The sequence below is a fragment of the Stenotrophomonas sp. SAU14A_NAIMI4_8 genome (genome assembly GCF_003086695.1).
In the GTDB taxonomy this organism is placed as follows: domain Bacteria; phylum Pseudomonadota; class Gammaproteobacteria; order Xanthomonadales; family Xanthomonadaceae; genus Stenotrophomonas.
In genome coordinates this window covers 24068-46853 of the sequence record NZ_CP025999.1, presented here as the reverse complement: position 1 = coordinate 46853, position 22786 = coordinate 24068, and the positions used below count along the sequence as shown (strand labels likewise).

The 22786-nt window shown below is 67.7% G+C and carries 16 protein-coding genes; 8 read left to right on the top strand and 8 right to left on the bottom strand.

All coding sequences use genetic code 11. The features are described 5' to 3' along the window. Positions 1-201: 201 nt before the first annotated feature. On the bottom strand, positions 202-2982 hold the full coding sequence (locus tag C1930_RS00180) for a TonB-dependent receptor (protein WP_108754980.1): 2781 nt from the start codon (positions 2980-2982) through the stop codon (positions 202-204). Between the two features lie 285 nt (positions 2983-3267). Here C1930_RS00180 and C1930_RS00175 point away from each other — a divergent pair, with 285 nt between their 5' ends. Both C1930_RS00175 and eda read left to right on the top strand, forming a co-directional pair. Next, positions 3268-4287 carry a sugar kinase gene (locus C1930_RS00175; protein ID WP_108770797.1) on the top strand — a complete coding sequence of 340 codons (1020 nt, stop codon included), beginning with the start codon at positions 3268-3270 and terminating at the stop codon, positions 4285-4287. Beyond that, complete coding sequence (eda, locus tag C1930_RS00170; RefSeq protein ID WP_108751699.1) at positions 4274-4912, top strand: bifunctional 4-hydroxy-2-oxoglutarate aldolase/2-dehydro-3-deoxy-phosphogluconate aldolase; 639 nt, start codon at positions 4274-4276, stop codon at positions 4910-4912. The genes C1930_RS00175 and eda overlap by 14 nt, the downstream gene beginning before the upstream one ends. Positions 4913-5037: 125 nt before the next feature. Here the strand turns inward: eda and C1930_RS00165 are convergent, their stop codons facing one another. Continuing rightward, the gene (locus C1930_RS00165) at positions 5038-6912 is read right to left on the bottom strand and encodes a sigma-54-dependent Fis family transcriptional regulator (protein ID WP_234412709.1); all 1875 of its coding nucleotides are present in this window, start codon (positions 6910-6912) and stop codon (positions 5038-5040) included. A gap of 225 nt (positions 6913-7137) precedes the next feature. On the opposite strand from C1930_RS00165, the gene adh reads away from it, so the two are divergent. The 5 genes from adh (at position 7138) to C1930_RS00140 (ending at position 13606) form a co-directional block, all read left to right on the top strand. Beyond that, positions 7138-8667, top strand: coding sequence for an aldehyde dehydrogenase (gene adh / locus C1930_RS00160; protein ID WP_108754976.1), 1530 nt, complete (start codon positions 7138-7140; stop codon positions 8665-8667). 74 nt (positions 8668-8741) lie between these two features. Then, positions 8742-9770, top strand: a complete 1029-nt coding sequence (adhP, locus tag C1930_RS00155) for an alcohol dehydrogenase AdhP (RefSeq protein WP_108751696.1) — start codon at positions 8742-8744, stop codon at positions 9768-9770. Positions 9771-9885: 115 nt separating this feature from the next. Continuing rightward, positions 9886-10263, top strand: coding sequence for a DUF779 domain-containing protein (locus C1930_RS00150; RefSeq protein WP_108770795.1), 378 nt, complete (start codon positions 9886-9888; stop codon positions 10261-10263). A 24-nt stretch (positions 10264-10287) separates the two neighbouring features. Then, entirely contained in the window at positions 10288-10683 is a 396-nt protein-coding gene (locus tag C1930_RS00145) for a hypothetical protein (protein WP_108770794.1), read from the top strand. Positions 10684-10852: 169 nt separating this feature from the next. Further along, positions 10853-13606 carry a TonB-dependent receptor gene (locus C1930_RS00140; RefSeq protein ID WP_234412708.1) on the top strand — a complete coding sequence of 918 codons (2754 nt, stop codon included), beginning with the start codon at positions 10853-10855 and terminating at the stop codon, positions 13604-13606. 88 nt (positions 13607-13694) lie between these two features. Here C1930_RS00140 and ligD read toward each other — a convergent pair whose 3' ends face one another. From ligD to C1930_RS00125, 3 genes are all read right to left on the bottom strand, one after another. After that, on the bottom strand, positions 13695-16154 hold the full coding sequence (gene ligD / locus C1930_RS00135) for a DNA ligase D (protein ID WP_108754972.1): 2460 nt from the start codon (positions 16152-16154) through the stop codon (positions 13695-13697). 3 nt (positions 16155-16157) lie between these two features. Then, a complete protein-coding gene (locus C1930_RS00130; protein WP_108757597.1) occupies positions 16158-17093 on the bottom strand; it encodes a Ku protein in 936 nt (311 codons plus the stop codon). 112 nt (positions 17094-17205) lie between these two features. After that, on the bottom strand, positions 17206-17604 hold the full coding sequence (locus tag C1930_RS00125) for a hypothetical protein (RefSeq protein WP_108751691.1): 399 nt from the start codon (positions 17602-17604) through the stop codon (positions 17206-17208). Positions 17605-17747: 143 nt separating this feature from the next. Between C1930_RS00125 and C1930_RS00120 the strand changes: the two genes are divergently transcribed. Continuing rightward, positions 17748-18071: a hypothetical protein gene (locus tag C1930_RS00120; protein WP_108747923.1), complete on the top strand. Its 324-nt coding sequence runs from the start codon at positions 17748-17750 to the stop codon at positions 18069-18071. A 114-nt stretch (positions 18072-18185) separates the two neighbouring features. Here C1930_RS00120 and C1930_RS00115 read toward each other — a convergent pair whose 3' ends face one another. Genes C1930_RS00115 through C1930_RS00105 form a run of 3 tightly spaced genes read right to left on the bottom strand, consistent with a single transcriptional unit; the run spans position 18186 to position 22666 of the window. After that, entirely contained in the window at positions 18186-19580 is a 1395-nt protein-coding gene (locus C1930_RS00115; protein ID WP_108770792.1) for an ATP-binding protein, read from the bottom strand. Then, positions 19573-20289, bottom strand: coding sequence for a response regulator transcription factor (locus tag C1930_RS00110; protein WP_108770791.1), 717 nt, complete (start codon positions 20287-20289; stop codon positions 19573-19575). The genes C1930_RS00115 and C1930_RS00110 overlap by 8 nt, the downstream gene beginning before the upstream one ends. A gap of 58 nt (positions 20290-20347) precedes the next feature. Next, a complete protein-coding gene (locus tag C1930_RS00105) occupies positions 20348-22666 on the bottom strand; it encodes a TonB-dependent siderophore receptor (RefSeq protein ID WP_199912390.1) in 2319 nt (772 codons plus the stop codon). Positions 22667-22786 lie beyond the last annotated feature (120 nt).

Genomic DNA, 22786 nt, shown 5'->3' with positions numbered 1-22786 from the left:
CTCAAGCGTTGCAGGTGCGTTGCTGCGTTCGTGCCGGCCTCCTCCGGCACGACGCGGGTGCAACGACGTGCTGACACCGCGGGTCATGCGTGAACGTAACAAAGCACATGGGACGCGGCATCTTGCGCCGCAGCAGTGCGCCGCAGCGGTGTGTCGTTGCACGGGAATGCGGCGGCGTGCGCACACGCCGCCGCGGCTGCATCAGAACTTGTAGCGCACGCCCAGCAGGTACTGGCGGCCGGTTTCGGTGTACTGCAGCGGCAGCTGACCGGTGGTGGGCGAGTACACCCACTCGTCGGATGCTTCGTTGGTCAGGTTGATGCCTTCCAGGCTCAGTTCCAGCTGGTCGCTGATGCGGTAGCGGATCGAAGCATCCAGCACGGTGGTGCCGGTCATGCCGTGGTAGCCATCCAGGTTGAAGCCGGTTTCCTGGCCCGGTGCCTGGGTCAGGTAGTCGCTGCGGTTGGTGGCCGACACGCGCCCGGACCAGACTTCGCCTTCGTAGAACAGCGTGGCGTTCCAGGCGTTCTTCGAGGTACCGGTCAGCTGGTTCTTCATCACCGCCACGCCGTTGCCGTTCACGTACTGGATGCTGGTGTCGACCCAGGTGTAGTTCAGCTGCACGCCCAGGTTCGACCACTTGCCGGGCAGGAAGGTGAAGGGCTGGGTGTAGTTGGCTTCCACGCCGTACAGCTCGCCACCGGGGGTGTTCAGCGGAATGCTGAAGGTGAAGTCATCGTTGACCGATGCACCGGTGCCTTCCAGCAGGCTGGCCGGCAAGCCGCTGGTGGAATACGGGCGCACTTCGCGGGTGGTCTGCACGAACGATTCGATGTCCTTGTAGAACAGGCCGATGCCGGCCATCGCGCCTTCGTTGAAGTACCACTCGAAGCTCATGTCCACGTTGGTGGCGCGGAACGGATCCAGGTTCGGGTTGCCGCCGGCCACGGTGCGCGCGCCGCCGGCCACGGCCACGGTCACGCCGGGGGTCAGGTTGCCCAGGCCCGGTCGGCTCATCACCTTGGCCGCGCCCAGGCGGATCAGGAAGTCCGGGGTGATCTCGGCCACCAGGTTGAACGAGGGCAGGGTGTCGTTGTACTTGCGGTTGGTGGTGGCCGGCACCAGCACGCCGCCCACGGTGGCCGCGCCACTGGAGGTCTGTTCGGTCTGCACGTAGCGCACGCCGAAGTTGCCCGACAGCGGAATGCTGCCCAGATCGGTGGAGAACTCACCCATCAGCCAGACGCCACGGTCCTTCTCTTCCACGCTGCGGCTGTTGTTGGCACGCGGTGCCAGCGCGAACGTGCCGGTGTTGCTGTAGATGTCCAGCGCGTCGGCCACGGCATCCAGGTTCGGCACCACCCAGCTCGACGGCGAACCGGAGATGCCCTTCAGGCCGGCCTGGCTGGTCAGGTCCACCGGCACGATGCGCGAACCGTTGGCGAAGGTCGGTACCGCGCCTTCGCTGTTGCGGCGCAGCTCCAGCGTGTCGAAGGTGTAGTTCTTGGCCAGCACGCCGCCCTTCAGGCGGAAGCCGGGGCTGATGTTCCAGTTGAAGTTGACTTCGGCGGTGTCGAAGTCGTTGTCCACGTACTGCGGGCGCAGGCGGATCTCGGCCAGCTCCCAGCCATTGGGGTTGGTCGGGTCGATGCCGTAGTTCAGTACTGGCGCACGGCTGTTGCCACGGTAGTCGTAGCTGTAACCATCCACATCGTACTTGTCCATGATGATGGTGGTCTGCACCGGGTTCTCGTGCTTGGAACGCGATACGCCCAGCTTGCCGTTCAACGAGAACGCATCGTTGAAGCGATGATCGAAGTTCAGGCTGGCCTGCTTGAACTCGGTGCTCCATTCGTCGTGGCGGTTCTCGCTGCGGATGTCGACGTTGTCGAATTCGCCGTAGACCAGGGCGTTGTTGCGGATCTCGCCGTTGCGCACCACCATCACCGGCTTGCCGTCGCGGTCGGGGCGGCGGTTGGCACCGGTGGCGGCATCGCGGTTGCGGCTGAACGAGATCGCTTCGATGTAGTGTTCGTCGCGCGTGGCGTCGATCTTCGAATACAGCGTATCCAGCGAGATTTCGGTGCGATCGGTCGGCTTCCACTGCAGCGAACCGGTCACGCCCAGGCGCTTCTGTTCGTGTTCCATCTGCACGTAGCGCGGGAAGCGCGGATGGTACACATCGGCACTGCGTGCGGCCGGGAACAGCGGGCTGGCGGCGAACCCGCCGTTGCTGGTGCCGTTGGCCCAGCGCCCGGTGTTGGAGCCTTCTTCCAGCGCCTGGCGTTCGGAATAGGCCACCGACAGCAGCGCGCCGAAGGTGCCGTCGGCGAAGGTGTTGGCGATCAGCGCGGCCATGCGCGGGTCGGCCTTTTCAGCCATGGCGTTGAAGCCGGCCTGGCCGCTGGCGGCGAAGGTGAAGCCGTCGTAGTCGAACGGGCGCGCGGTGCGCAGGTCCACCGTGGCGCCCAGCGAGCCTTCCTCGACATCGGCCGAGGCGGTCTTGCGCACGATCATCTGCGAGAACAGATCCGAGGCGAACACGTTGAAGTCGAAGCCACGGCCGCGGTTGGTGCCACCGCTCTGGTCGCCGGCGCCCACCGTGGTCAGCGCTTCCATGCCGTTCAAGCGCACGCGGGTGAAATCCGGGCCCAGGCCGCGCACCGAGATGTTGCGGCCTTCGCCGGCTTCGCGGGTGATGACCACGCCGGGAATGCGCTGCAGCGATTCGGCCAGGTTCAGGTCGGGGAACTTGCCCACATCCTCGGCCACGATGGCGTCGACCACGCCGGATTCGCTGCGCTTGATGTCCAGCGCCTTTTCCACGCTGGCGCGGTAGCCGGTGACGTTCACCGTGTCCAGGTTGGTGGCGGTGGGCGCTTCACCCTGCTGCTGTGCCGCGGCGCCTGCCGACAGTGCCAGGCCGACGGCCATGGCCAGCAAGGTAACCGGTGTCTTTTTTGCGTGGTTCCGAGAATGCATGCCTTTCCCCTCTCCCAAAGGTCTGGTCTCGCGAGTGTTTCAGCGGAATGACACCGCTGGTCAAGGCGGACGGTAACAGCACCTCCGGGTTCCGGCATCTTGCACCGCAACAGATCTGCAATGTCTCCAAGACGCTTGCGGGACAATGCTTCCGACAGTTTGCTAGGCTGTGCGGACGGCGGGTCGGATCTAAAATGACACCGATAGCCAACCGCCACGCGGGTGCGTGGTGCGATTCCACGCCGTGCAGCCGTACGTGCTGGCGGCCAGCGTAAGGGAGCGGAAATGGGTCGTGTCGTGTGTTTCGGGGAACTGCTGCTGCGGATGGGAGCACCAGGTCGCGAGCTGCTGCTGCAGTCGCCGCAGTTGCAGGTGCATGTGGGCGGTGCGGAAGCGAACGTGGGTGTCTCGTTGTCCTGCTTCGGACATGAGGTGGCCATGGTCAGCACCGTGGCCGGCAATGCGCTGGGCGCGCACGTGCTGGGCGAACTGCGCCGCCATGGCGTGGACACGCGCGGCGTACGCCAGGACCCGGATGGGCGCATGGGCCTGTACTTCCTGACCACCGGTGCGGTGCAGCGGGCCAGCGAAGTGGTCTACGACCGCGCCGATTCGGCCTTCGCCCGCAGCAGCGCCGCCGACTATGACTGGCCGGCACTGCTGCAGGACGCACAGTGGCTGCACCTGTCCGGGGTCAGCCCGGCGCTGGGCCCTGACGTGGCGCAGGCCACGCTGGAAGCAGCGCGTGCAGCGCGCGCCCTGGGCGTGCGCGTGTCCTTCGACGGCAACTTCCGGCCCAAGCTGTGGCAGCGCTGGGGCGGCGATGCGCAGGCGATCCTGCACCAGCTGTTCGCGCAGGCCGACATCGTGTTCGCCGACTACCGCGACATCGAGGTGATCCTCGGCCAGCGGTTCGAGCAGGCCGATGTGGTGGCCAAGGTGGAAGCCGCAGCGGCGGCCGCCTTTGCCGCCTTCCCGCACCTGCAGTGGATGGCCTGCACCCAGCGCCAGGCGATCAGCGTGGACCACCACGCACTGGGCGCGCTGCTGCTGGGCCGCGATGGCACCCGCGCCCAGGCGCCGGTGCGCCAGCTGCAGGGCATCGTCGACCGCATCGGCGGTGGCGACGCCTTCGCCGCCGGCATCCTGCATGGCATCCTGTCCGGTCTGGATGCCGAGGCCACCGTGCGCTTCGGCCTGGCGGCCGGTGGACTGAAGCATTCGATCCCCGGCGATTTCAACCCTGTCAGCGAAGCTGACGTGCTGGCCCTGGTGGGCGAGGAGCGATTCGATGTCCGGCGCTGATCCGCGCGTACGTGCGGTACTGAAACTGGCCCCGGTGATCCCGGTGTTCACCCCCGATGACGTGGACGATGCGGTGCAGGTGGCACAGGCCCTGTTCCGCGGCGGCCTGCCGGTGATCGAGGTGACCCTGCGCACGCCGCGCGCGCTGGAGGCGATCAAGGCGATGGTCGAGGCCGTGCCCGATGCCGTGGTCGGCGCTGGCACGGTGATGACGCCGGCGCAGATGCAGGCCGCGAAGGCGGCCGGTGCGCGCTTCGCGGTGTCGCCTGGCGCAACGCCCACCCTGTATGCCGCTGCCCGCGATGCCGACCTGCCGTACCTGCCGGGCGTGGCCACCGGCTCGGAGCTGATCGTGGGTCTTGAGCACGGGCTGGACACCTTCAAGTTCTTCCCGGCGGTGCAGGCCGGTGGCGCCGCGTTGTTGTCGGCCTGGCACGGCCCGTTCGCCGATGTGCGCTTCTGCCCGACCGGCGGCATCAGCGTGCAGACCGCACCGCAGTTCCTGCACCTGCCCAACGTGCTGTGCGTGGGCGGTTCGTGGCTGACCACCGCCGCACTGGTGCAGGCGCGCGACTGGCAGGGCATCGAAGACCTGGCCCGCCAGGCCTCGGTACTGGCCAGCTGACGGCCACCGCCGTTGGTAGAGTCGAGCTTGCTCGACTGGCCTTTCCCGGCATTTCGCGTAGAGCAGTCGAGCAGGCTCGACTCTACGGGCCGGGTGGGTCGAGCAAGCCCGGCATTGCCCCGCGTTCAACCGCCGCGCGGTGCGCCCAGCCGCCGGTACAGCGTGCTGCGGCTGATTCCCAGCCGCTTCGCCGCTGCGCTTACATTGCCCTCGCACGCGGCCAGCGCCTGGCGCATCGCCGCTTCGGCCATCTCCCCCAGCGCTGCAGTGGGCGCCGCCACGGGCGGCAGCGTGTCCGCCGCACCGTTGCGCACGACATCAGGCAGTAGTTCCGGGCCCACCGGCTGGCCGGGCCCGGCCAACGCCACCAGGGTGCGCAGGCAGGCACTGAGCTGGCGCAGGTTGCCCGGCCAGGCACAGGCCACCAGCGCGGCACGGGTGGCAGCGGGCAACGCCTGGTCGTGGCCCAGCTGCTGCCACAGCGCATCGACCACCGCGCCACGATCGGGATGCTGGCGCAGCGGTGCCAGGGTCACCACGTGGTCGGCGATGCGGTAGTACAGATCCGCGCGGAAGCGCCCGGCGGCCACCGCCTGCGGCAGGTCGCAGTGGCTGGCGCAGACCAGGGCGAAATCCAGCTTCACCGGCTTGCCACCGCCCAGCGGCGACAGCTCGCGTTCCTGCAGCACGCGCAGCAACCGGGGTTGCAGCGCCAGCGGCATGTCACCAATCTCATCGAGGAACAGCACACCGCCTTCGGCCTGGCGCAGCAGCCCGGTGCTGCCGTGGCGGCGTGCGCCGGTGAACGCGCCTTCTTCGTAACCGAACAGCTCCGATTCGATCAGGCCCTCGGGCAATGCGGCGCAGTTCACCGCAACGAACGGCCGCCCCGCGCGTGCGCTGCGCGCATGCAGTTCACGTGCGAATACCTCCTTGCCGGTTCCAGTCTCACCCTGCAGCAGTACCGGCAGGCCGGCCTGCAGGACCCGCCCGGCCGCGTCGAGCTGCGCCTGCTGGGCGGCATCGAACAACGGCCCGCGCGGAACCGCTGCGACCAACGGCGTCGCCTGCGGCAGGCGCTGCGCGGGGGCGCCCTGCGCGCGCCGCGTACCGCGCGGCTGGCGCAGCCCGTAGAGGCGACGGCCCTGGCGATCCAGCAGCACGCCATCGTCGGCCAGCCGTGACAGCGGTTGCTCGAACAAGGCTTCGTACGGCGTTCTTCCGATGTCATGGCGCTCCAGCCCGAACAGGGCCAGGCCGGCACGGTTGGCCGCGACCAGGCGCCCGCCGCGGAAGCCCAGCACGCCCTCCCGCGCGCTGCCCAGCAGCACCGGTTGGTGGTGCAGGCGCAACAGCTCGCAGTCGGGCAGCCCATCGGCAAAACCACGGTGCTCGATCTGGGCCACCGCCTGCCGCACCAGGGCCAGTGCGTGCAGATGGGGCAGGCGCGCGTCGCCGGATACGTCCAGCACCCCCAGGCATTGCCCGTGCGGGTCCATGATCGGTACCGCCGAGCAGGTGAGGATGCCGTGCGGGGCGAAGTAGTGTTCGCCACCCCGTACCTGCAGCGCACGGCCTTCCACCAGCGCGGTGCCGATCGCGTTGGTGCCCACGCTGGTTTCGTCCCAGCGCACGCCCGGCATCAGCGCCACACGGCCGGCCTTGTCCAGGAAGCCGGTGCTGCCTTCGGCATCCAGGATCCAGCCATCCTCGTCGGTCAGCAGCACGATGCTGCCGCTGTGGGTCATCTCCGCCGCCAAGCCTTCCAGTTCGGGCCGGGCCTGCCGCCACAACCGTTCGCGGCGCTGCCGCAGCTCGCGCAGGCGGCCATCGGTCAGCGGTTCGGCATTGGGTTGCGCGTCCACCAGCAGGCCATGGCGCTGGCAGCGCTGCCACGAGTGCAGGATGGCATCGGGCACCGCGCCCACCGGCGCCGCACCGCGTTCGAAGAAACTGCGCCGGGCACTGCCCAGGCGCGGGTCGGGAGCAAGCGGGGACACCGACAGCCTCCTGTGTCGCATTCTGCGACAGTTGTTTCAGGACCTGTTCCGATTAACAGCACATCGCGCGCCAGCCCGCAAGGAAGGCCGCTGCTGCAGCGCCGCAGCCGCGCGCCTCACGCGCAGGCGGGGCAGCGCAGGACCTCGTGACGCGCCGCAGCACGCCACAGTTGGCACCGTCCTTGCGCCAGCACGGGCACTACGCCAACCCGTTGGGAGCCCCGCATGAACGCCGTACCGTCCACCCGTCCGCATGCCACCGACCCGCGTTCGATCTTCAAGCCGCGCTACGGCAACTACATCGGCGGCGACTGGGTCGCGCCGCGCAGCGGCCAGTACTTCGACAACACCTCGCCGGTGAACGGCCAGGTGTTCACCGAAGTGGCCCGCTCCAAGGCCGAGGATGTCGAGGCGGCGCTGGACGCGGCCCACGCCGCCCGGGAGGGCTGGGGCCGCACCCCGGTGGCCCAGCGCGCGCTGGTGCTGAACCGCATTGCCGACCGCATCGAGCAGAACCTGGAACTGCTGGCGCACGCCGAAACCTGGGACAACGGCAAGCCGATCCGCGAAACGCTCAACGCCGACCTGCCGCTCATGGTCGATCACTTCCGCTACTTCGCCGGTGCCCTGCGCGCGCAGGAAGGCAGCCTGTCCGAGATCGATGCGGACACCGTGGCCTACCACTTCCACGAACCGCTCGGTGTGGTCGGGCAGATCATTCCGTGGAACTTCCCGCTGCTGATGGCGGCGTGGAAGCTGGCGCCGGCGCTGGCCGCCGGCAACTGCGTGGTGCTCAAGCCCGCCGAGCAGACCCCGGCCTCGATCCTGGTGCTGATGGAAGTGATCGGCGATCTGTTGCCGCCGGGCGTGCTGAACGTGGTCAACGGCTTCGGCCTGGAAGCGGGCAAGCCGCTGGCCAGCAACCCGCGCATCGCCAAGATCGCCTTCACCGGTGAAACCACCACCGGCCGCCTGATCATGCAGTACGCCAGCCAGAACCTGATTCCCGTCACCCTGGAGCTGGGCGGCAAGTCGCCCAACATTTTCTTCGCCGATGTGATGGCCGAAGACGATGATTTCCTCGACAAGGCGGTGGAAGGCTTCGTGATGTTCGCGCTGAACCAGGGTGAGGTCTGCACCTGCCCCTCGCGCGCACTGGTGCAGGAATCGATCTACGAGACGTTCATCGAACGCGTGCTGGCGCGCGTGGCGGCGATCGTCCAGGGTGACCCGCTGGACCCGAACACGATGATCGGCGCGCAGGCATCGAGCGAGCAGCTGGAAAAGATCCTGTCCTACATCGATATCGGCCGCCAGGAGGGCGCCGAAGTGCTGATCGGCGGCGAGCGCAACACGCTGCAGGGTGACCTGGCCGGCGGCTTCTACGTGAAGCCCACCGTGTTCAAGGGCCACAATCGCATGCGCATCTTCCAGGAAGAAATCTTCGGGCCGGTGGTGGCGGTGACCACCTTCAAGACCGAAGAAGAGGCCCTGCAGATCGCCAACGACACGCTGTACGGCCTGGGTGCGGGCGTGTGGAGCCGCGATGCGGCGCGCCTGTACCGGGTCGGGCGCGCGATCCAGGCCGGGCGGGTGTGGACCAACTGCTACCACGCCTATCCCGCGCACGCGGCCTTCGGCGGCTACAAGCAGTCGGGCATCGGCCGCGAAAACCACAAGATGATGCTCGACCACTACCAGCAGACCAAGAACCTGCTGGTGAGCTACGCGCCGAAGAAGCTGGGTTTCTTCTGAAGTTTGATCGTGATCAAGGCGCCGGTTCGCCGCCGGCGCCATTCTGTCCGCAAGCGCACTACGGAGATCCATGCATGAACAGAACCATGAAGGCCGCCGTTGTCCGTGAGTTCGGCAAGCCGCTGGTCATCGAAGAAGTGGTGGTACCGCGCCCGGGGGCGGGCGAGGTACTGGTCAAGATCGAGGCCTGTGGCGTCTGCCATACCGACCTGCACGCCGCCGAGGGCGACTGGCCGGTGAAACCGAACCCGCCGTTCATCCCCGGCCACGAGGGCGTGGGGCACGTCGTGGCCGTGGGCGGCGGGGTCGGCCACATCAAGGAAGGTGACCGGGTCGGCATCCCCTGGTTGTACTCGGCGTGTGGCCATTGCGAACACTGCCTGGGCGGCTGGGAAACGCTGTGCGAAACACAGCGCAACACCGGCTATTCGGTCAACGGCGGTTTCGCCGAGTACGCACTGGCCGATGCCAACTATGTCGGCCTGCTTCCCAAGGGAGTGGGCTTCGTGGAGATCGCACCGGTGCTGTGCGCCGGGGTGACCGTCTACAAGGGCCTGAAAGTGACCGACACCAAGCCCGGCGACTGGGTGGTGATTTCCGGCGTCGGCGGCCTGGGCCACATGGCCGTGCAGTACGCCCGCGCCATGGGCCTGAACGTGGCGGCCGTGGACGTGGACGATGCCAAGCTGAAGCTTGCCGAGCGCCTTGGCGCGCAGGTGACGGTGAATGCGCGCACCACCGATCCGGCCGCGTTCCTGAAGAAGGAAATCGGCGGCGCGCACGGTGCACTGGTCACCGCAGTGTCGCCCAAGGCGTTCGAGCAGGCGCTGGGCATGGTTCGCCGCGGCGGCACGGTGTCGTTGAACGGGCTGCCGCCGGGCAACTTCCCGCTGGATATCTTCGGCATGGTGCTCAACGGGGTGACCGTGCGCGGTTCCATCGTCGGCACCCGCCTGGACCTGCAGGAATCGCTGCTGTTCGCTGCCGAGGGCAAGGTGGCGGCGACGGTCAGCACCGACCGCCTGGAGAACGTCAACGACGTGTTCGCGCGCATGCACGCGGGCACCATTGAAGGCCGCGTGGTGCTGGACTTCGCCGCCTGACCCTCCCGCGCACGGCTGCCGCGCCCGTCCCCCTCTCCCACGGGCGCGGCAGGCGTGCAAAGGGGTCGGATCCCTCTGCCACTGGCAGAGGGCTCTGACCCGCAACGAGACTCCCATGAACGACCTTCCGCCACAGGTCACCGCCACCCTGGCCGCACTGCAGCTGATCGAGCGGCTGCACGCGCGCCACGGCCCGCTGCTGTTCCATCAATCCGGTGGCTGCTGCGATGGCTCTTCGCCGATGTGCTTTGCGCAGGGCGATTTCATCGTGGGCGACCGTGACGTCTGCCTGGGTGAGATCGGCGGCGCGCCGTTTCACATCAGCCCTTCGCAGTTCGAATACTGGAAGCACACACAGCTGATCATCGACGTGGTGCCCGGGCGGGGCGGCATGTTTTCGCTGGAAAACGGCGAGGGCGTGCGCTTCCTGGTGCGCTCGCGCTTGTTCAGCGAGGAAGAGTTCGCCGCCTTGCAGGCCGCCGGCAAGGCATGACCCGCCGCGCCGTACAATGCGTGCATGCCTGCCCTGCTCAAAACCATCTTCCTGTCCTTCGTCGCCCTGATCGGTGCGCTGCTTGCCCTGGCCCTGGTCAGCAGCGCCGGTGGCTGGCTGCCGTCGTTGTTCGGCCTGCACCCGGGCAGCGAAGCGCAGCTGGGCTGGGACCTGGCCTTCAGCGTGCTGGGCGGCATCGCCGCCATTGCCTTCGCCACCTACTACGCGCCGTGCTGGCCGCGCGCGCACGGCACGTCGGTGTGGCTGCTGCTGGTGCTCGGTGCCGGTTACGGTCTGTGGCTGATGGGCGGCGATTTCCCACGCTGGTTCGCGGTTTCCCTGCTGCTGTCACTGCCGGTGCAACTGCTGCTGGGCTGGTGGTTCGGGCGCCGTCCGTCGCGCAGCGCAACACAGGCTTAACATTTCCCCCCTAGGCTCGGTGCCCGCCGAACGTCGGCAACGCGGCGCAGGGGCCTGCACCCACGGATAAAGGGGCAGGCGCGGCGTAAGACACCACAGGGAACCGGGAAATCATCCGATGCGTCACCAGATCCGGGAAGCCGCCGTTGCGGCTCCCCATGCGAAGCTTTTGTCCCGCGCCGTGCATGCGGTGCTGATCGGCGGCCTGGCCGTGCTGCCCATCGACGCGATGGCCGAAGAGGCCGCCGATGGCGATACCCGCCAGCAGCTGCAGCAGTTGGACACGGTGACCGTGACCGGCAGCTACGCCAAGAGCCTTGAGAAGGCCGTCGACCTCAAGCGCGCCAACATCGGTTTCTCCGATTCGATCGTGGCCACCGACGTGGCCGATTTCCCCGAACAGAACCTGGCCGAAGCGCTGCAGCGCATGCCCGGTGTCACCATCGAACGCAACAAGGGCCTGGGCAGCAAGGTCAGCGTGCGCGGCCTGCCCAGCGAGTTCACCCTGGTGTCGATCAACAACCTGGCCACGGCCTCCGGCAGCGGTGGGCGTGATGTGCAGTTCGACATCTTCGCCGCCGACGTGGTGCAGACGGTGACGGTGCAGAAGTCGCCGACCGCGGCCGACGAGGAAGGTGGCATCGCCGGTTCGGTCTATATCGAAACCGCCAAGCCGTTCGACTATGCCGAACCGAAGTTCAGTGCCTCGGCCGAAGCTTCGCACAACTCGATCAACGGCAAGATCGATCCGAAGATCTCGTTCCTGGCCAGCGACACCTGGGGCGACTGGGGTGGCCTGGTGTCGTTCTCCAAGGCCAAGCGCACGAACCGTACTGATTCCAACTCGGGCATCAACTTCCGGCCGATGGGGCGCTTCCTGGAGGCGTCAGGCACGCGCGGCGCGCAGGCCGCGGCGGTGCTGGCGCGCGATGCGGGCATCATCGTGCAGGACCGCATGGACAAGGATGAAACCAGCCGCATCATCTTCCAGGACAAGGTCGGCGACCGCGTCTATCTGAACGAACAGGACCAGTGGGGCGCCACCGCATCGCTGCAGTTCAAGCCCAGCGATACGTTCTCGCTCAGCTTCGATGCCATGTTCGGTGGCTACGACACGCATGAGGACGAGTACGATGCGGCCGCCTATTCGGCCTCCAGCCGCAGCACGCTCGACACCATCCACGACTACGACAGCGACACCCTGTCGGCCTATGGCATCACCGTGCTGAAGGATGTGTCCTACACCGCCACCCAGCACGAGATCCTCAGCAAGGAACGCAGCGCCAACACCGACTATCGCCAGTTCAGCAGCAAACTGGACTGGAAGGTGGGCGGCTGGGATATCGACGCGCTGGTCGGCTATTCCGGCGCGCGCAAGGATTCGGACTACGCCAACCTGAAGCATGTGGCCTATGCGCCCTCGCGCACGCGCTGGACCGCCGACGGCGGTGAGACCGTGCCCAGTGCAGCCTCCAACGGTTTCAACATGTATGCCTCGCCGGAAAAGTACCTGTTCGAGGCCTACGAAACCGAAGTGGAGAACGTGAAGGATGACAAGTACGCCGCGCAGCTCGACCTGCGCCGGCAGCTCAACCTGGCGTTCTTCCCCGCGCTCAACGCCGTGCAGTTCGGCGCGCGCTATACCGACAAGACCAAGGAACGCGCGTTCGGCAGCGGCAAGATCCAGGGCCCCAGCGCCGGCAGCGTGGCCTGGGTGAACACCCGCACCCTGGCCGACAGCAACCCGACCTGGATCAGCCAGCTGGCGCCGGGCGGTGGCTATCGCCCCAGCGATCTGGATTGGCAGCAGGTGTCCAACGCCTACGCACGTGCGACGTTCCGCTACCCCGGCTACAGCACGCCGATTGATCCAGGCCAGTACTACGAAGTGAAGGAGAAGACCCTGGCGCTGTACGCCATGGCCGATTTCTACTTCGATATCGGCCGGGTGCCGGTGTATGCCAACCTGGGTGTGCGCTCGATCGACACCGATGTGGATTCGGCCGGCTTCCACCCGGTGCAGAACGCCGATGGCAGCAACGGCTACACGCCCACGCCGATTTCCAGCAGCGGCGATTACAGCGATGTGCTGCCCAGTTTCAACATGACCGCCGAGATTGCCGATGGCCTGGTGCTGCGCGGTGCCGCATCGGAAACGCTGATGCGCCCGTCGCTGACCGACATCGCCTACCGCCGCACGGTCAGCTGGAGCAGCTTCCGCTTCATGGACGGCAACCCGGCACTGAAGCCGACCACCGCCCGGCAGTGGGAAGTGGGCGTTGAGAAGTACCTGCAGAACGGCGGGCTGCTGGCCGCATCGTACTTCTCCAAGAAAATCGATGGCGTGGTGCGGCAGTCGCTGACCGGCATCGTGCCCGGCGTGGAGAAGCTCAATGCCAACGGCTCGCTGGACGGCTACTACGACTTCGAGGTCTACCAGCCGGTCAATGCGGACGGTTCCTACAAGGTGACCGGCGTGGAGCTGGTGGCGCAGCTGCCGTTGTCGATGCTGCACCCCGCGCTGGAAGGCTGGGGCATCAATGCCAACTACACCCAGCTGGACAACTCGTTGACCGGCGCGTCGGACCTGGACATTCCCACGCCGCCGGAAGGCCTGGCCGAGAAGGCGTACAACTTCACCCTGTACTACGAGAACGATCGCTTCAGCGCGCGCGCCTCGTACAACTACAAGGACAAGTACGTCGAGTACATCCACCTGAACATGTACCCGGTCTACCGCGATGCCTATGGCCAGCTGGACGCCTCCATCGGCCTGCGCCTGAACGACACCTGGAAGGTGAACCTGGAAGCGATCAACCTGCTGGATGAAAAGACCAGCGGTTATACGATCAACAAGGCCTTCCCCACCCAGTACGAGTTCTCCGGGCGCCGGGTGACCTTCGGCATCCGCGCGGACTTCTGATCGGCGCAGCAGTGATCTGGTAGCGCCGGGCCGTGCCCGGCGACACGCAACGTATCCGCGCTGCGCGCTCGCCGGGCGTGGCCCGGCGCTACCGATTACCGCGCGGCAATACCTGCTGCAACCGTTCGATGCCCTGCCAGGGGTCGGCTTTCAGCCGCTTCGCCCGGGCCAAGGCCTTGGCCATCGGGAAGGCATCGGCAGCACTCACCCGCGCCAGCTCGTCCCAGCGCAGCGGTACGGCGACGCCGGCGCTGTCGCGTGCCCGCAGCGACCACGAGCACACGCTGGTGGCACCGCGGGTATTGCGCAGCCAGTCAATGAAGATCACGCCGCTGCGCTTGGCCTTGCTCATCGTCGCCACGTAGCGCTCAGGCTGTTCCAGCGCCATCGCCTGCGCGAAGGCCTCGCAGAATGCCTTGGCCTGTTCCCAATCGGCTTTCGGCTGCAATGGCACCACCACGTGCACGCCCTTGCCACCGGACAACCGCACGAAGCTCTGCAGGCCGACCTGCAGCAGGCGGTCGCGCACATCGCGGGCACCCGTCTTTACCTGCGCCCAGGACACACCGTCGCCGGGGTCCAGGTCGAACACCAGCCGGTCCGGATGCTCGGGATCATCCACCGTCGCGCCCCACGGATGCAGCTCCAGCGTGTTCATCTGCACCAGCTGCAGCAAACCGCGCGCATCGTCGATATAGACGTAGTCCTCGCGCCCGCTCTTCTGCTGCAGCGGCACGGCATGCACCGCATCGCCCAGGCCCGGTCCGTGGTGCTTCTGGAAGAAGCAGGCCTTGCCGACGCCGTCCGGACAACGCAGCAGTGACAGCGGGCGAGCGGCAATCTCCGGCAGGATCCAGCGCGCCATCTGCCGGTAGTAGTCGGCCACATCCCCCTTGCTGGCCTTCTGCCGCGGGTACACCACCCGTTCGGGATGGCTGATGGCTACCGCAGTGTCATCGCGCCCCGCAGCGGGCTGTGCCACGCCCAGGTCCTGCTTTCCCTTGTCGCTGCGCAGGCGCTTGAAGCTGGCCTGGCGCAGCAGCCCTTCCTTGCCCCAGCCACGGAAGGCGACCTCGGCCACCACCTGCGGCTTCACCCAGCGCACGCTGGACGCTCGCAACGGGACATGGGCCGGCAGTTCCAGCACCGGCGTCTTCACCGCCAAGGGCGCCAGCACGCTGCCCAGCCTCTTCAGGCTTGCATCGTCGAAACCAGTGCCGACCCGCCCCACATAGCGCAGGCCACCGCCATCGGGCGTGGCCAGCAGCAGCGAACCGAAGCCGACCCGGCTGCCCTTGGGTGCGGTGTGTCCGACGATGACGAACTCGTCGCTGTCTTCATGCTTCACCTTCACCCAGCTGCGCGCGCGGGTGTTCACGTAGGGCGCGTCCACCTGCTTGCTGACGATGCCCTCGAAGCCGGCGTCGCCACTGGCGGCGAACACCGCCGGCCCGTGGTCGAGCACGTGCTCGCTGAAGGCCAACGTGCCCGGTTCCGTCCCGATCAGCTGCTTCAGCAAGGCCTTGCGTTCGACCAGTGGCGCACGACTGATGTCCACGCCGGCCACCCCGGGCAGGTCGAACACGATGTAGCGCAGCGGCTGCTTCGAACTGCCATCGATCACTCGCTGCAGGGCGGCGAAGTCGCTGCGTCCCTGTGCATCGAGCACCACCAGCTCGCCATCCAGGCGCGCATCGCGCACCGGCAGCGCGCGCACGGCCTGGGTGACTTCGGGGAAGTCGGCGGTCCAGTCCAGGCCATTGCGCGAGCGCAGTTTCACCTCGCCCTCGTGCAGGTCGGCCAGCAAGCGATAGCCATCCCACTTGATCTCATGCAGCCAGCGCTCGCCGTCGGGCGCGCTGTCGCGGTGGTCGGTCAGCTGCGGCTTGAAGCCGCGCGGGTATGCATGATCACGTGCACCGGCCAGCTTCAGCGCGCGCGCGTGCCAGCGTGCATCAGCCTTGCGTGGCGCGTTGCGTGTCGTGCCGCGCGTGCGGGCCACCGCGCGCGCTGGCGTGGCTTCCTGCAGCAGATCATCGGCCTCCGCATCGCGTGCCTGCGCATCATCGCGCTTGATCAGCAGCCACTGCACCTGGCGCCCCTTCATGGCCGTGCGCACCAGCTTCCAGCCGCCAGCCAAGCGCTGCCCGTGCAGCACGAAGTCGATCTTGCCGTCGGCCAGGGCCTGCAGCGGATCGCCTTCGCAGGCCCAACTGCCGTGGTCGAATACCTGCACATGGCCCGCGCCATAGTGGCCTTCGGGAATGTCGCCCTCGAAACCGGCATAGGAAAGCGGATGATCTTCCACCTCCACCGCCAGGCGCTTCTCGCCCACGCGCAGCGACGGGCCCTTGGGCACCGCCCAGCTCTTCAGCACGCCATCCATCTCCAGACGGAAGTCGTAGTGGCGGGAGCTGGCGTGGTGCAGCTGGATGACGAACTGCGGGCGCCGCTTCGGGTTGCCGGCCGCCGGGGCATCGTCGGGCTCGGGTGTCTGCCCGCTGCCCCCGCCCAGGCGGCGCTTGCGGCGGTACTGGTGCAGGGACACGGCTCAGCCTGCCTTGCGGTGCGGCGCGGCCTTCTTCGTTGCCTTGCCGGTCTTGGCAGCGGTTTTCGCGGTCGCCTTCTTCGCCTTGCTGGCCTTCTTCGCTGGCGCCTTGCGTGCGGCGGTTTTCTTCGCCGGCGTGCGCGTATTCGCATCCAGGCTCTTCTGCAGCAGCGCCATGAAGTCCACCACGTTGGTGGTGGCGTCCTCGCGCGGTTCCGGCTCTTCTTCCACCCGGGTGGTACCGCCCTTGGACTTGATGCGCTTGTTCAGCACCTGCTGCAGGCGCTCGCGGAATTCATCGTGGTACTGCGAGGGGTCCCAGTCGGCGGCCATCGATTCGATCAACTGGCCGGCCATCGCCGTTTCCTTGGCGGTGATGCGGTAGTCGGCCAGGCTGCCGGTGGGCAGCTTGTAATCTTCCGGATCGACCAGTTCCTGCGGATAGCGCAGGATCATCAGCACCAGCGCATGGCCCTGCGGCATCACCGCGCACAGGTACTCTCGGGTGCGCACCACGACCCGCGCAATGCCGGCCTTGCCGGTGTCGCGCAGGGTTTCACGCAGCAGTACGTAGCCCTTCTCCGCTTTCTTTCCAGGCAGCAGCAGATAGGGCTTCTCGTAGTAGCGTGGATCGATGGCGTTGGCATCGACGAAGGTTTCCACTTCCACGGTTTCGTGGCTTTCCGGTGCCGCCGAGCGGATATCGCCTTCTTCCAGCACGACATAGCTGCCCTTGTCGTACTCGTAGGCTTTGACGATGTCCTTCCACGGCACTTCTTCGCCGGTATCGGCGTTGACCCGCTCGAAGCGGATCGGCTTTCGATCCCGTGAATCCAGCATGCGGAACTGCAGGTCGACCTTGCGTTCACCGGACATCAGCGACACCGGCACGTTCAGCAGGCCGAAGGAAAGGGTTCCGGTCCAGATCGGGCGGGCCATGGCACGCACCTGCGTAGCGGCGGGGCGCACAGCTTCTGTCGGCCGCCGTGAAACAGCCGTGTCGGGGCCGTGCAGGGCGGGTGGTGCAGGTACGCGGGCGCGCGGCGCTGCATCACTGCAGCAATGGCCGCACCGCTGCCGTCGGAATGTGGTCCAGCGCGCGCCAGGCGTCTTCCACCACCGGGCGCGCCTGCGCCCAACCCATGCGCGACTGCCCGCGCATCTGTTCCCAGTGCTCGGCCAGTTCCTCGCAGGTGTCGGCGGCATCGCCGCGCGGCCAGTCGGCGGCGTGGGTGGTCAACGCAAAGGCGTACACCGGGCACAGGTCACGCCAGTTGCGGTGGCCGTGGGCACGGCGGGTCTCGTAGTCGTTCAGCATGTACTGCAGGTAGTCCTGCGCCACGGCCTGCGGATCTTCATGGCGACGGCTGCGACGTTGCGCCGGGCGCGGCGCGGCCGGGTCCAGCAGGGCGTTGAACACGGACGGGGCGGGGCGTTCAAGACGGGGCATGGCCGGCTCCTGCAGCGAGGCGGGAGGGCAGGAATACCGGCGGTGCCGTTATCCAGCCGTGACAGATATGTTCATGACGCCGGGTTCGCGGTTCCTTTACCCGCGCGGCGCTGTAGTGGACGCCCCGTCCGCGGAGCACGCCCATGTCCAGCCGAGATCCCCTGCGCCAGACCCACACCCCGGTTCCGGGCGAACAACGTGCCAAGCATGATCTGGCCGATGCCGAGGACCGCGGCGCCGGCATGCCTGCCGAGCACGTGGACGCCCTGCCCGTGGTCCACCACCCTGAACAGGCGGCGCAGGACCGCAAGGACTGTGGCGACCGCCACCGCGGCGGACAGGAGAGCCCGCTCAAGCGCCGCGAACGCAAGCAGCACGCCAGCGACAACCAGGACCAGGCACTGGAAGAGACCTTCCCGGCCAGCGACCCGACCTCGCCGTTCGTACCGGCCAAGGCGCCGGATTGAGCGGGATAGAGTCGAGCGTGCTCGACTGCCCTTGGTAGAGTCGAGCTTGCTCGACTGCTTCCAGGCGGCCGAGCATGGCTCGGCTCTACAGAAGCCAGTCGAGCAAGCTCGACTCTACCGGGGCGTGGTCGGCAAGGTGATGCGCACGCACAGCCCGCGCCCCGCCTCGCCGTCTTCCAGCAGCAGTTCCCCGCCGTGTGCCTGCACCACGGCCACGGCAATGCTCAGGCCCAGCCCCGTACCGCCGTGCCGCGCGCTGCGCGAGGCTTCCAGGCGCTGGAACGGCTGCAGCATGCGTGCGCGTTGTTCGGCAGGAATGCCTGGCCCTTCATCGACAATGCGGATGTGGATGGCCCGAGCATCGCTCCAGGCCTTTACCCAGGCGCCGCCGCCATAGCGCCCGGCGTTGTCCAGCAGGTTGGCCAGCGCGCGCTTCAGGCTGCGCGGGAAGCCGCGGTAGGCCGCGCCCACCTGTCCCTGCAGCTGTACCGCATGCCCGGCCTCGCGTGCATCGTCCACCACCGTGCGCAGCAGCGCGTTGATATCCAGCGGCTCGCGTTCGCCGCGCAGCTGGGTGGCGCTGCTGTAGTCCAGGATCGAATCCACCAGCTCCTGCATGTCGTCCAGATCGGCACGCCAGCGCGTGCGCGCGCTTTCATCGGCCAGCAGTTCGGTACGCAGGCGCAGCCGGGTCAACGGCGAACGCAGGTCGTGCGATACCGCGGCCAGCAGTTCCTCGCGCGCCTGCGCGGCCTGCTGCAGCTGCTGCTGCATCTGGTTGAAGGCCTGCGCGGCCTGGCGCACTTCGCGCGGCCCCTCCAGCGGTAGCGGCGGTGCATGCAGGTTGTGGCCCAGCGCCTGCGCGGCGGCGCCCAGGCGGGTGAGCGGGCGGGTCAGCCAGCGCACCACCAGCAGGGCCAGCAGCACGATCAGCAAGGTGCGCAGCCCATAGATGCGCAGCAGGTAGTCGCTCAGGGCGTGGCCCGGCTCCAGCTGCAGGCCGGCCTGGCCTTCGCGCACGTCGAACTGCAGCCAGCGGCCGGTGCTGCTGCGCACCCGCAACTGGAACTGCCCGGCCACGTGGCGGGCCGACAGCGCCTTGTCGTCCTCGCGTCCCTGCCCGTCGTACAAGCGCAGGTGCTGCAGGTGCAGTTCGCGCGGCGCGCCCAGTTCGCTGGCCAGTGCGGCCTGCAGCAGGTGTTCGACCGCCCGGTCACGCGCACGCAGCGGCACCGGGCCACCGTCGTCGACCGCGTGCACGGTCAGGTCGGCGGTGGACAGCAACGCGGGGTCGGCACCGGCCAGGGGCGATCCCGGCGCTTCCAGCAGGCGCAGGCTCTGCGCGACGTGGGCGGCGGCCAGCCGTGCGGGAATCTCGGCCACGCGCTCGTAGCGGGCGTCATGCCAGATCGTGCCGGTCAGCAGCTGGGCCAGCAGCATGCCGGCCACCAGCACCAGCACCAGGCGGCCGTACAGGGTGCGCGGCCAGCCCTGGCGCGGCTCAGCCATCGGCGTGCACCGGCCCGGCCAGGCAGTAGCCACGGTGGCGCACGGTACGGATCAGCAGCGGCGCGCGGCTGTCGTGTTCCAGCATCTGCCGCAGCCGGCTGATGCACATGTCGATGCTGCGATCACTGGGCAGGCGGTCGCGCCCATAGACCTGTTCCACCAGGTAATCGCGTTCCAGCACTTCATCGGGGTGGCGCAGGAACAGCTGCAGCGCAATGAAATCCGTCTCGCCCAGCAGGTGGCGGCGGCCATCGTCGGCCTGCAGCTGGTGGGTGCGCGTGTCCAGGCTCCAGCCGGCAAAGCGCAGCCGCGTAGCCAGCGCCGCCGGTTGCGCCCGCCGCAGCACGGCCTGCAGCCGCAGCAGCAGCTCGCGCGGGTCGAACGGCTTGGCCACGTAGTCATCGGCGCCGTGTTCCAGCCCCAAGATACGGTCGGCCGCGCGCCCGCGTGCGGTCAGCATGATCACCGGCAGCGCCGTGCGCGCACGCAGCTGCTGGCACAGAGCCAGGCCATCCTCGCCCGGCAGCATCAGGTCCAGCACCACCGCGTCGAAGCGCTGGCGATCCAGGGCTGCCCACATGGCCATCCCTTCGGCGGCAGTATCGGTGTGCAGGCCGTGCCGGCCCAGGTATTCGGCCAGCAGCGCGCCGATTTCCGGATCGTCATCGACGATCAGGATGCGCGCAGTGGCAGCGGCGTTGTCAGTCATTGCTGCATCTTCCCAGAAGCGGCGGCGCCCCGCAGTGCAGGCGCCGCCGTCGGTGGGATCAGAAGCGCGCACGCACGCTGAAGGTGGTGCTGCGCGGTTCGCCGAAGATCAACCCGTCGTAGAAGCCGTACTGGGTGTAGTAGGTCTTGTCGGTCAGGTTGTTCACGTTCACCGCCAGCTGCACGGTATCGGTCAGGGCATAGCGCGCCATCAGGTTCACCAGGGTGTAGCCGCCCATCGGCAGGTTGCTGGCGTCGTAGCGCCCACCGCCCAGCGGGCGGCCGGGGTTGGTCGACATCACCGTGCCGCTCTGCACCGACAGGCCACCGCCAATGGTCAGCTTCGACAATGCACCGGGCAGGGTCCAGGTGGTGTTCAAGCGCAGCAGGTGGCGCGGGTCCTGCTGGTAGGACAGGCCATCGACCTGCAGCCAGGTGTAGCCGGCATAGACGTTCCAGCCTTGGGCCAGGCGGCCGCTGATTTCCAGGTCGGCACCCTTGGACTTCACCCCATCCACCGCGCGGTAGATGGTCAGGCCGGTGTCCGGATGCACCTCGCCGGTGCTTTCTGCCACGTTGTTCTGCTCATTGCGGAACAGGGCCAGCGCTGCGTTCAGTGCGCCGTCGGCCCATTCGCCCTTGATGCCGGCCTCGTAGCTCTTGCCGGTCACCGGATCGAGCAGGGTGTCGTTGGCATCGCGCACGTTGCCCTGCGGGCTGAACACATCGGTGTAGCTCACATACGCCGAATAGTTCGCCGCGAAGTCCCAGACCAGGCCGGCATACGGGGTGACCACCTGCTGTTCGCCACTGGCCGCGCCACGGGTGCGCACGTCGGCCTGGGTGTAGGTCTGGGTATAGGTCTTGTAGTTGCTCACCCGCGTGCCCAGCACCAGCGACAGCGGGTCGGCCAGGCTGAAACGACCGGCCAGGTAGCCGCCCAGGTTCTCGGTGATGGTCTTGCTGCGTGCGGGCGTGCGGAAGGTTTCAAAGCCGGCGTAGCTGCCATCCCAGCTGCGCCAATCGGCGATCGGCAGGCCCACGGCGCGGTACTGGCAGCCGCTCCACGGCGCCACGCCGGCAATGGTGCAGTTGCCCAGCGCGGCGCTGAAGCTGTAGTCGGTGATCTCGCTGCGGTAGCCGTTGAAGCCCACCATCAGCTGGTGCTCGCGACCGAACAGCTGCAGCGGGCCGCTGGCGCTGATGTCCAGGTTGTCGCGGCGGGTTTCCGATTCGCTGTGGATGGCGTTGAGGAAGGCGCCGCTGCCGTCCGGGTTCCAAAAGCCGGCGAAGCCCTGGTTGCGCGCGGCGTTGTTGACCTTGGCCACGCCGTAGTTGGTGAAGCTTTCACCGCTGTCGTGGGCGAACGCCACGCGCAGCGTCCAGTCCGCGCCCAGCCCCTGTTCCACGCTGCCGAACACGGTGGTGTTGTCCCGCTTGGCCAGGCTCCAGTCGGCGGCAGGGTTGGTGCTGCGCGACAGCTGCGCACGGCTGCCGTCGGCCCACCAGATCGGCACGTTGCTGCCCCAAGACGCGCCGCCGTTGCGGGTTCTTTCGTACTGCACGCCCAGGTTCAGCACGGTGGCGCTGCCCAGGTCGGCCTCGAAGCTGGCCAGTCCGGCCAGGCGCTGGATGTCTTCGCGCTGGCGGAAGGTGTCCGAATCTTCGGCACTGACCACGAAGCGGCTGCGCACGCGACCATCGGCGGTCAGCGGCACGTTCACATCGCCCATCAGGCGGCGCTTGTCATGGCTGCCCAGGGTGAGCGCGGCGGCGCCACCGAAGTCGGCGGTCGGTCGCTTGCGTTCCAGGTAGACCGTGGCCGAGGGATCGCCGGTGCCGCCCAGCAGGCCGTTGGCACCGCGCACCACCTGCACGTGGTCGTACAGATCCATGTTCAGCGCCGCGCCGCCGCCACTGAAGCTGCTGGCACCGTTCACCAGCATGCCGTCCACCTTGAAGTTGCCGATGTCGAAGCCGCGCGCGCGGAAGGTGGTGCGGCCGGCGTTGTCCAGCGAATAGGTGGTGATGCCGGTGGTGCTGGTCAGCACGTCATCGATGGACTCGATCTGCAGATCGTCCATCTGCTGGCGGGTGACGCTGGTGACCGACTGCGGGGTCTGGCGCACGCTCAGGTCCAGGCCGATGGCGGCGCGGCTGACCGGCAGGGTGTAGCTGTCGGCCTGCGACTGGCGGCGCGCGGTCACTTCCAGCCCGTCCAGGGTGGTGGGGTTGGCATCGACCGGGGCCTCGGCATGGGCGGCCAGCGGCAGCGCCAGCGCGACGGCCAGGGCAAGGGCGCGGCGCAGGCCAGGCGCATGCGGGCACGGCAGAACAGCGCGCGGCAGGCCCGCGCGGGTGAGGGCATCGGCAGTCACAGGGGGAGTCCTTATCGGAGATTCAAATGGGATCGATTCCCATTTGCGTCATGATAGCGACGCCGTCCTGTGTTCCTGCGTGTGGGAATGTAAGCGTGTGTAACGGGCCGCGCTGCGCGC

Coding starts and splice junctions, on each gene's coding strand:
- C1930_RS00180 (WP_108754980.1), bottom strand. CDS start 2,982: ATGCATTCTCGGAACCACGCAAAAAAGACACCGGTTACCTTGCTGGCC.
- C1930_RS00175 (WP_108770797.1), top strand. CDS start 3,268: ATGGGTCGTGTCGTGTGTTTCGGGGAACTGCTGCTGCGGATGGGAGCA.
- eda (WP_108751699.1), top strand. CDS start 4,274: ATGTCCGGCGCTGATCCGCGCGTACGTGCGGTACTGAAACTGGCCCCG.
- adh (WP_108754976.1), top strand. CDS start 7,138: ATGAACGCCGTACCGTCCACCCGTCCGCATGCCACCGACCCGCGTTCG.
- adhP (WP_108751696.1), top strand. CDS start 8,742: ATGAACAGAACCATGAAGGCCGCCGTTGTCCGTGAGTTCGGCAAGCCG.
- C1930_RS00150 (WP_108770795.1), top strand. CDS start 9,886: ATGAACGACCTTCCGCCACAGGTCACCGCCACCCTGGCCGCACTGCAG.
- C1930_RS00145 (WP_108770794.1), top strand. CDS start 10,288: ATGCCTGCCCTGCTCAAAACCATCTTCCTGTCCTTCGTCGCCCTGATC.
- C1930_RS00130 (WP_108757597.1), bottom strand. CDS start 17,093: ATGGCCCGCCCGATCTGGACCGGAACCCTTTCCTTCGGCCTGCTGAAC.
- C1930_RS00125 (WP_108751691.1), bottom strand. CDS start 17,604: ATGCCCCGTCTTGAACGCCCCGCCCCGTCCGTGTTCAACGCCCTGCTG.
- C1930_RS00120 (WP_108747923.1), top strand. CDS start 17,748: ATGTCCAGCCGAGATCCCCTGCGCCAGACCCACACCCCGGTTCCGGGC.
- C1930_RS00115 (WP_108770792.1), bottom strand. CDS start 19,580: ATGGCTGAGCCGCGCCAGGGCTGGCCGCGCACCCTGTACGGCCGCCTG.
- C1930_RS00110 (WP_108770791.1), bottom strand. CDS start 20,289: ATGACTGACAACGCCGCTGCCACTGCGCGCATCCTGATCGTCGATGAC.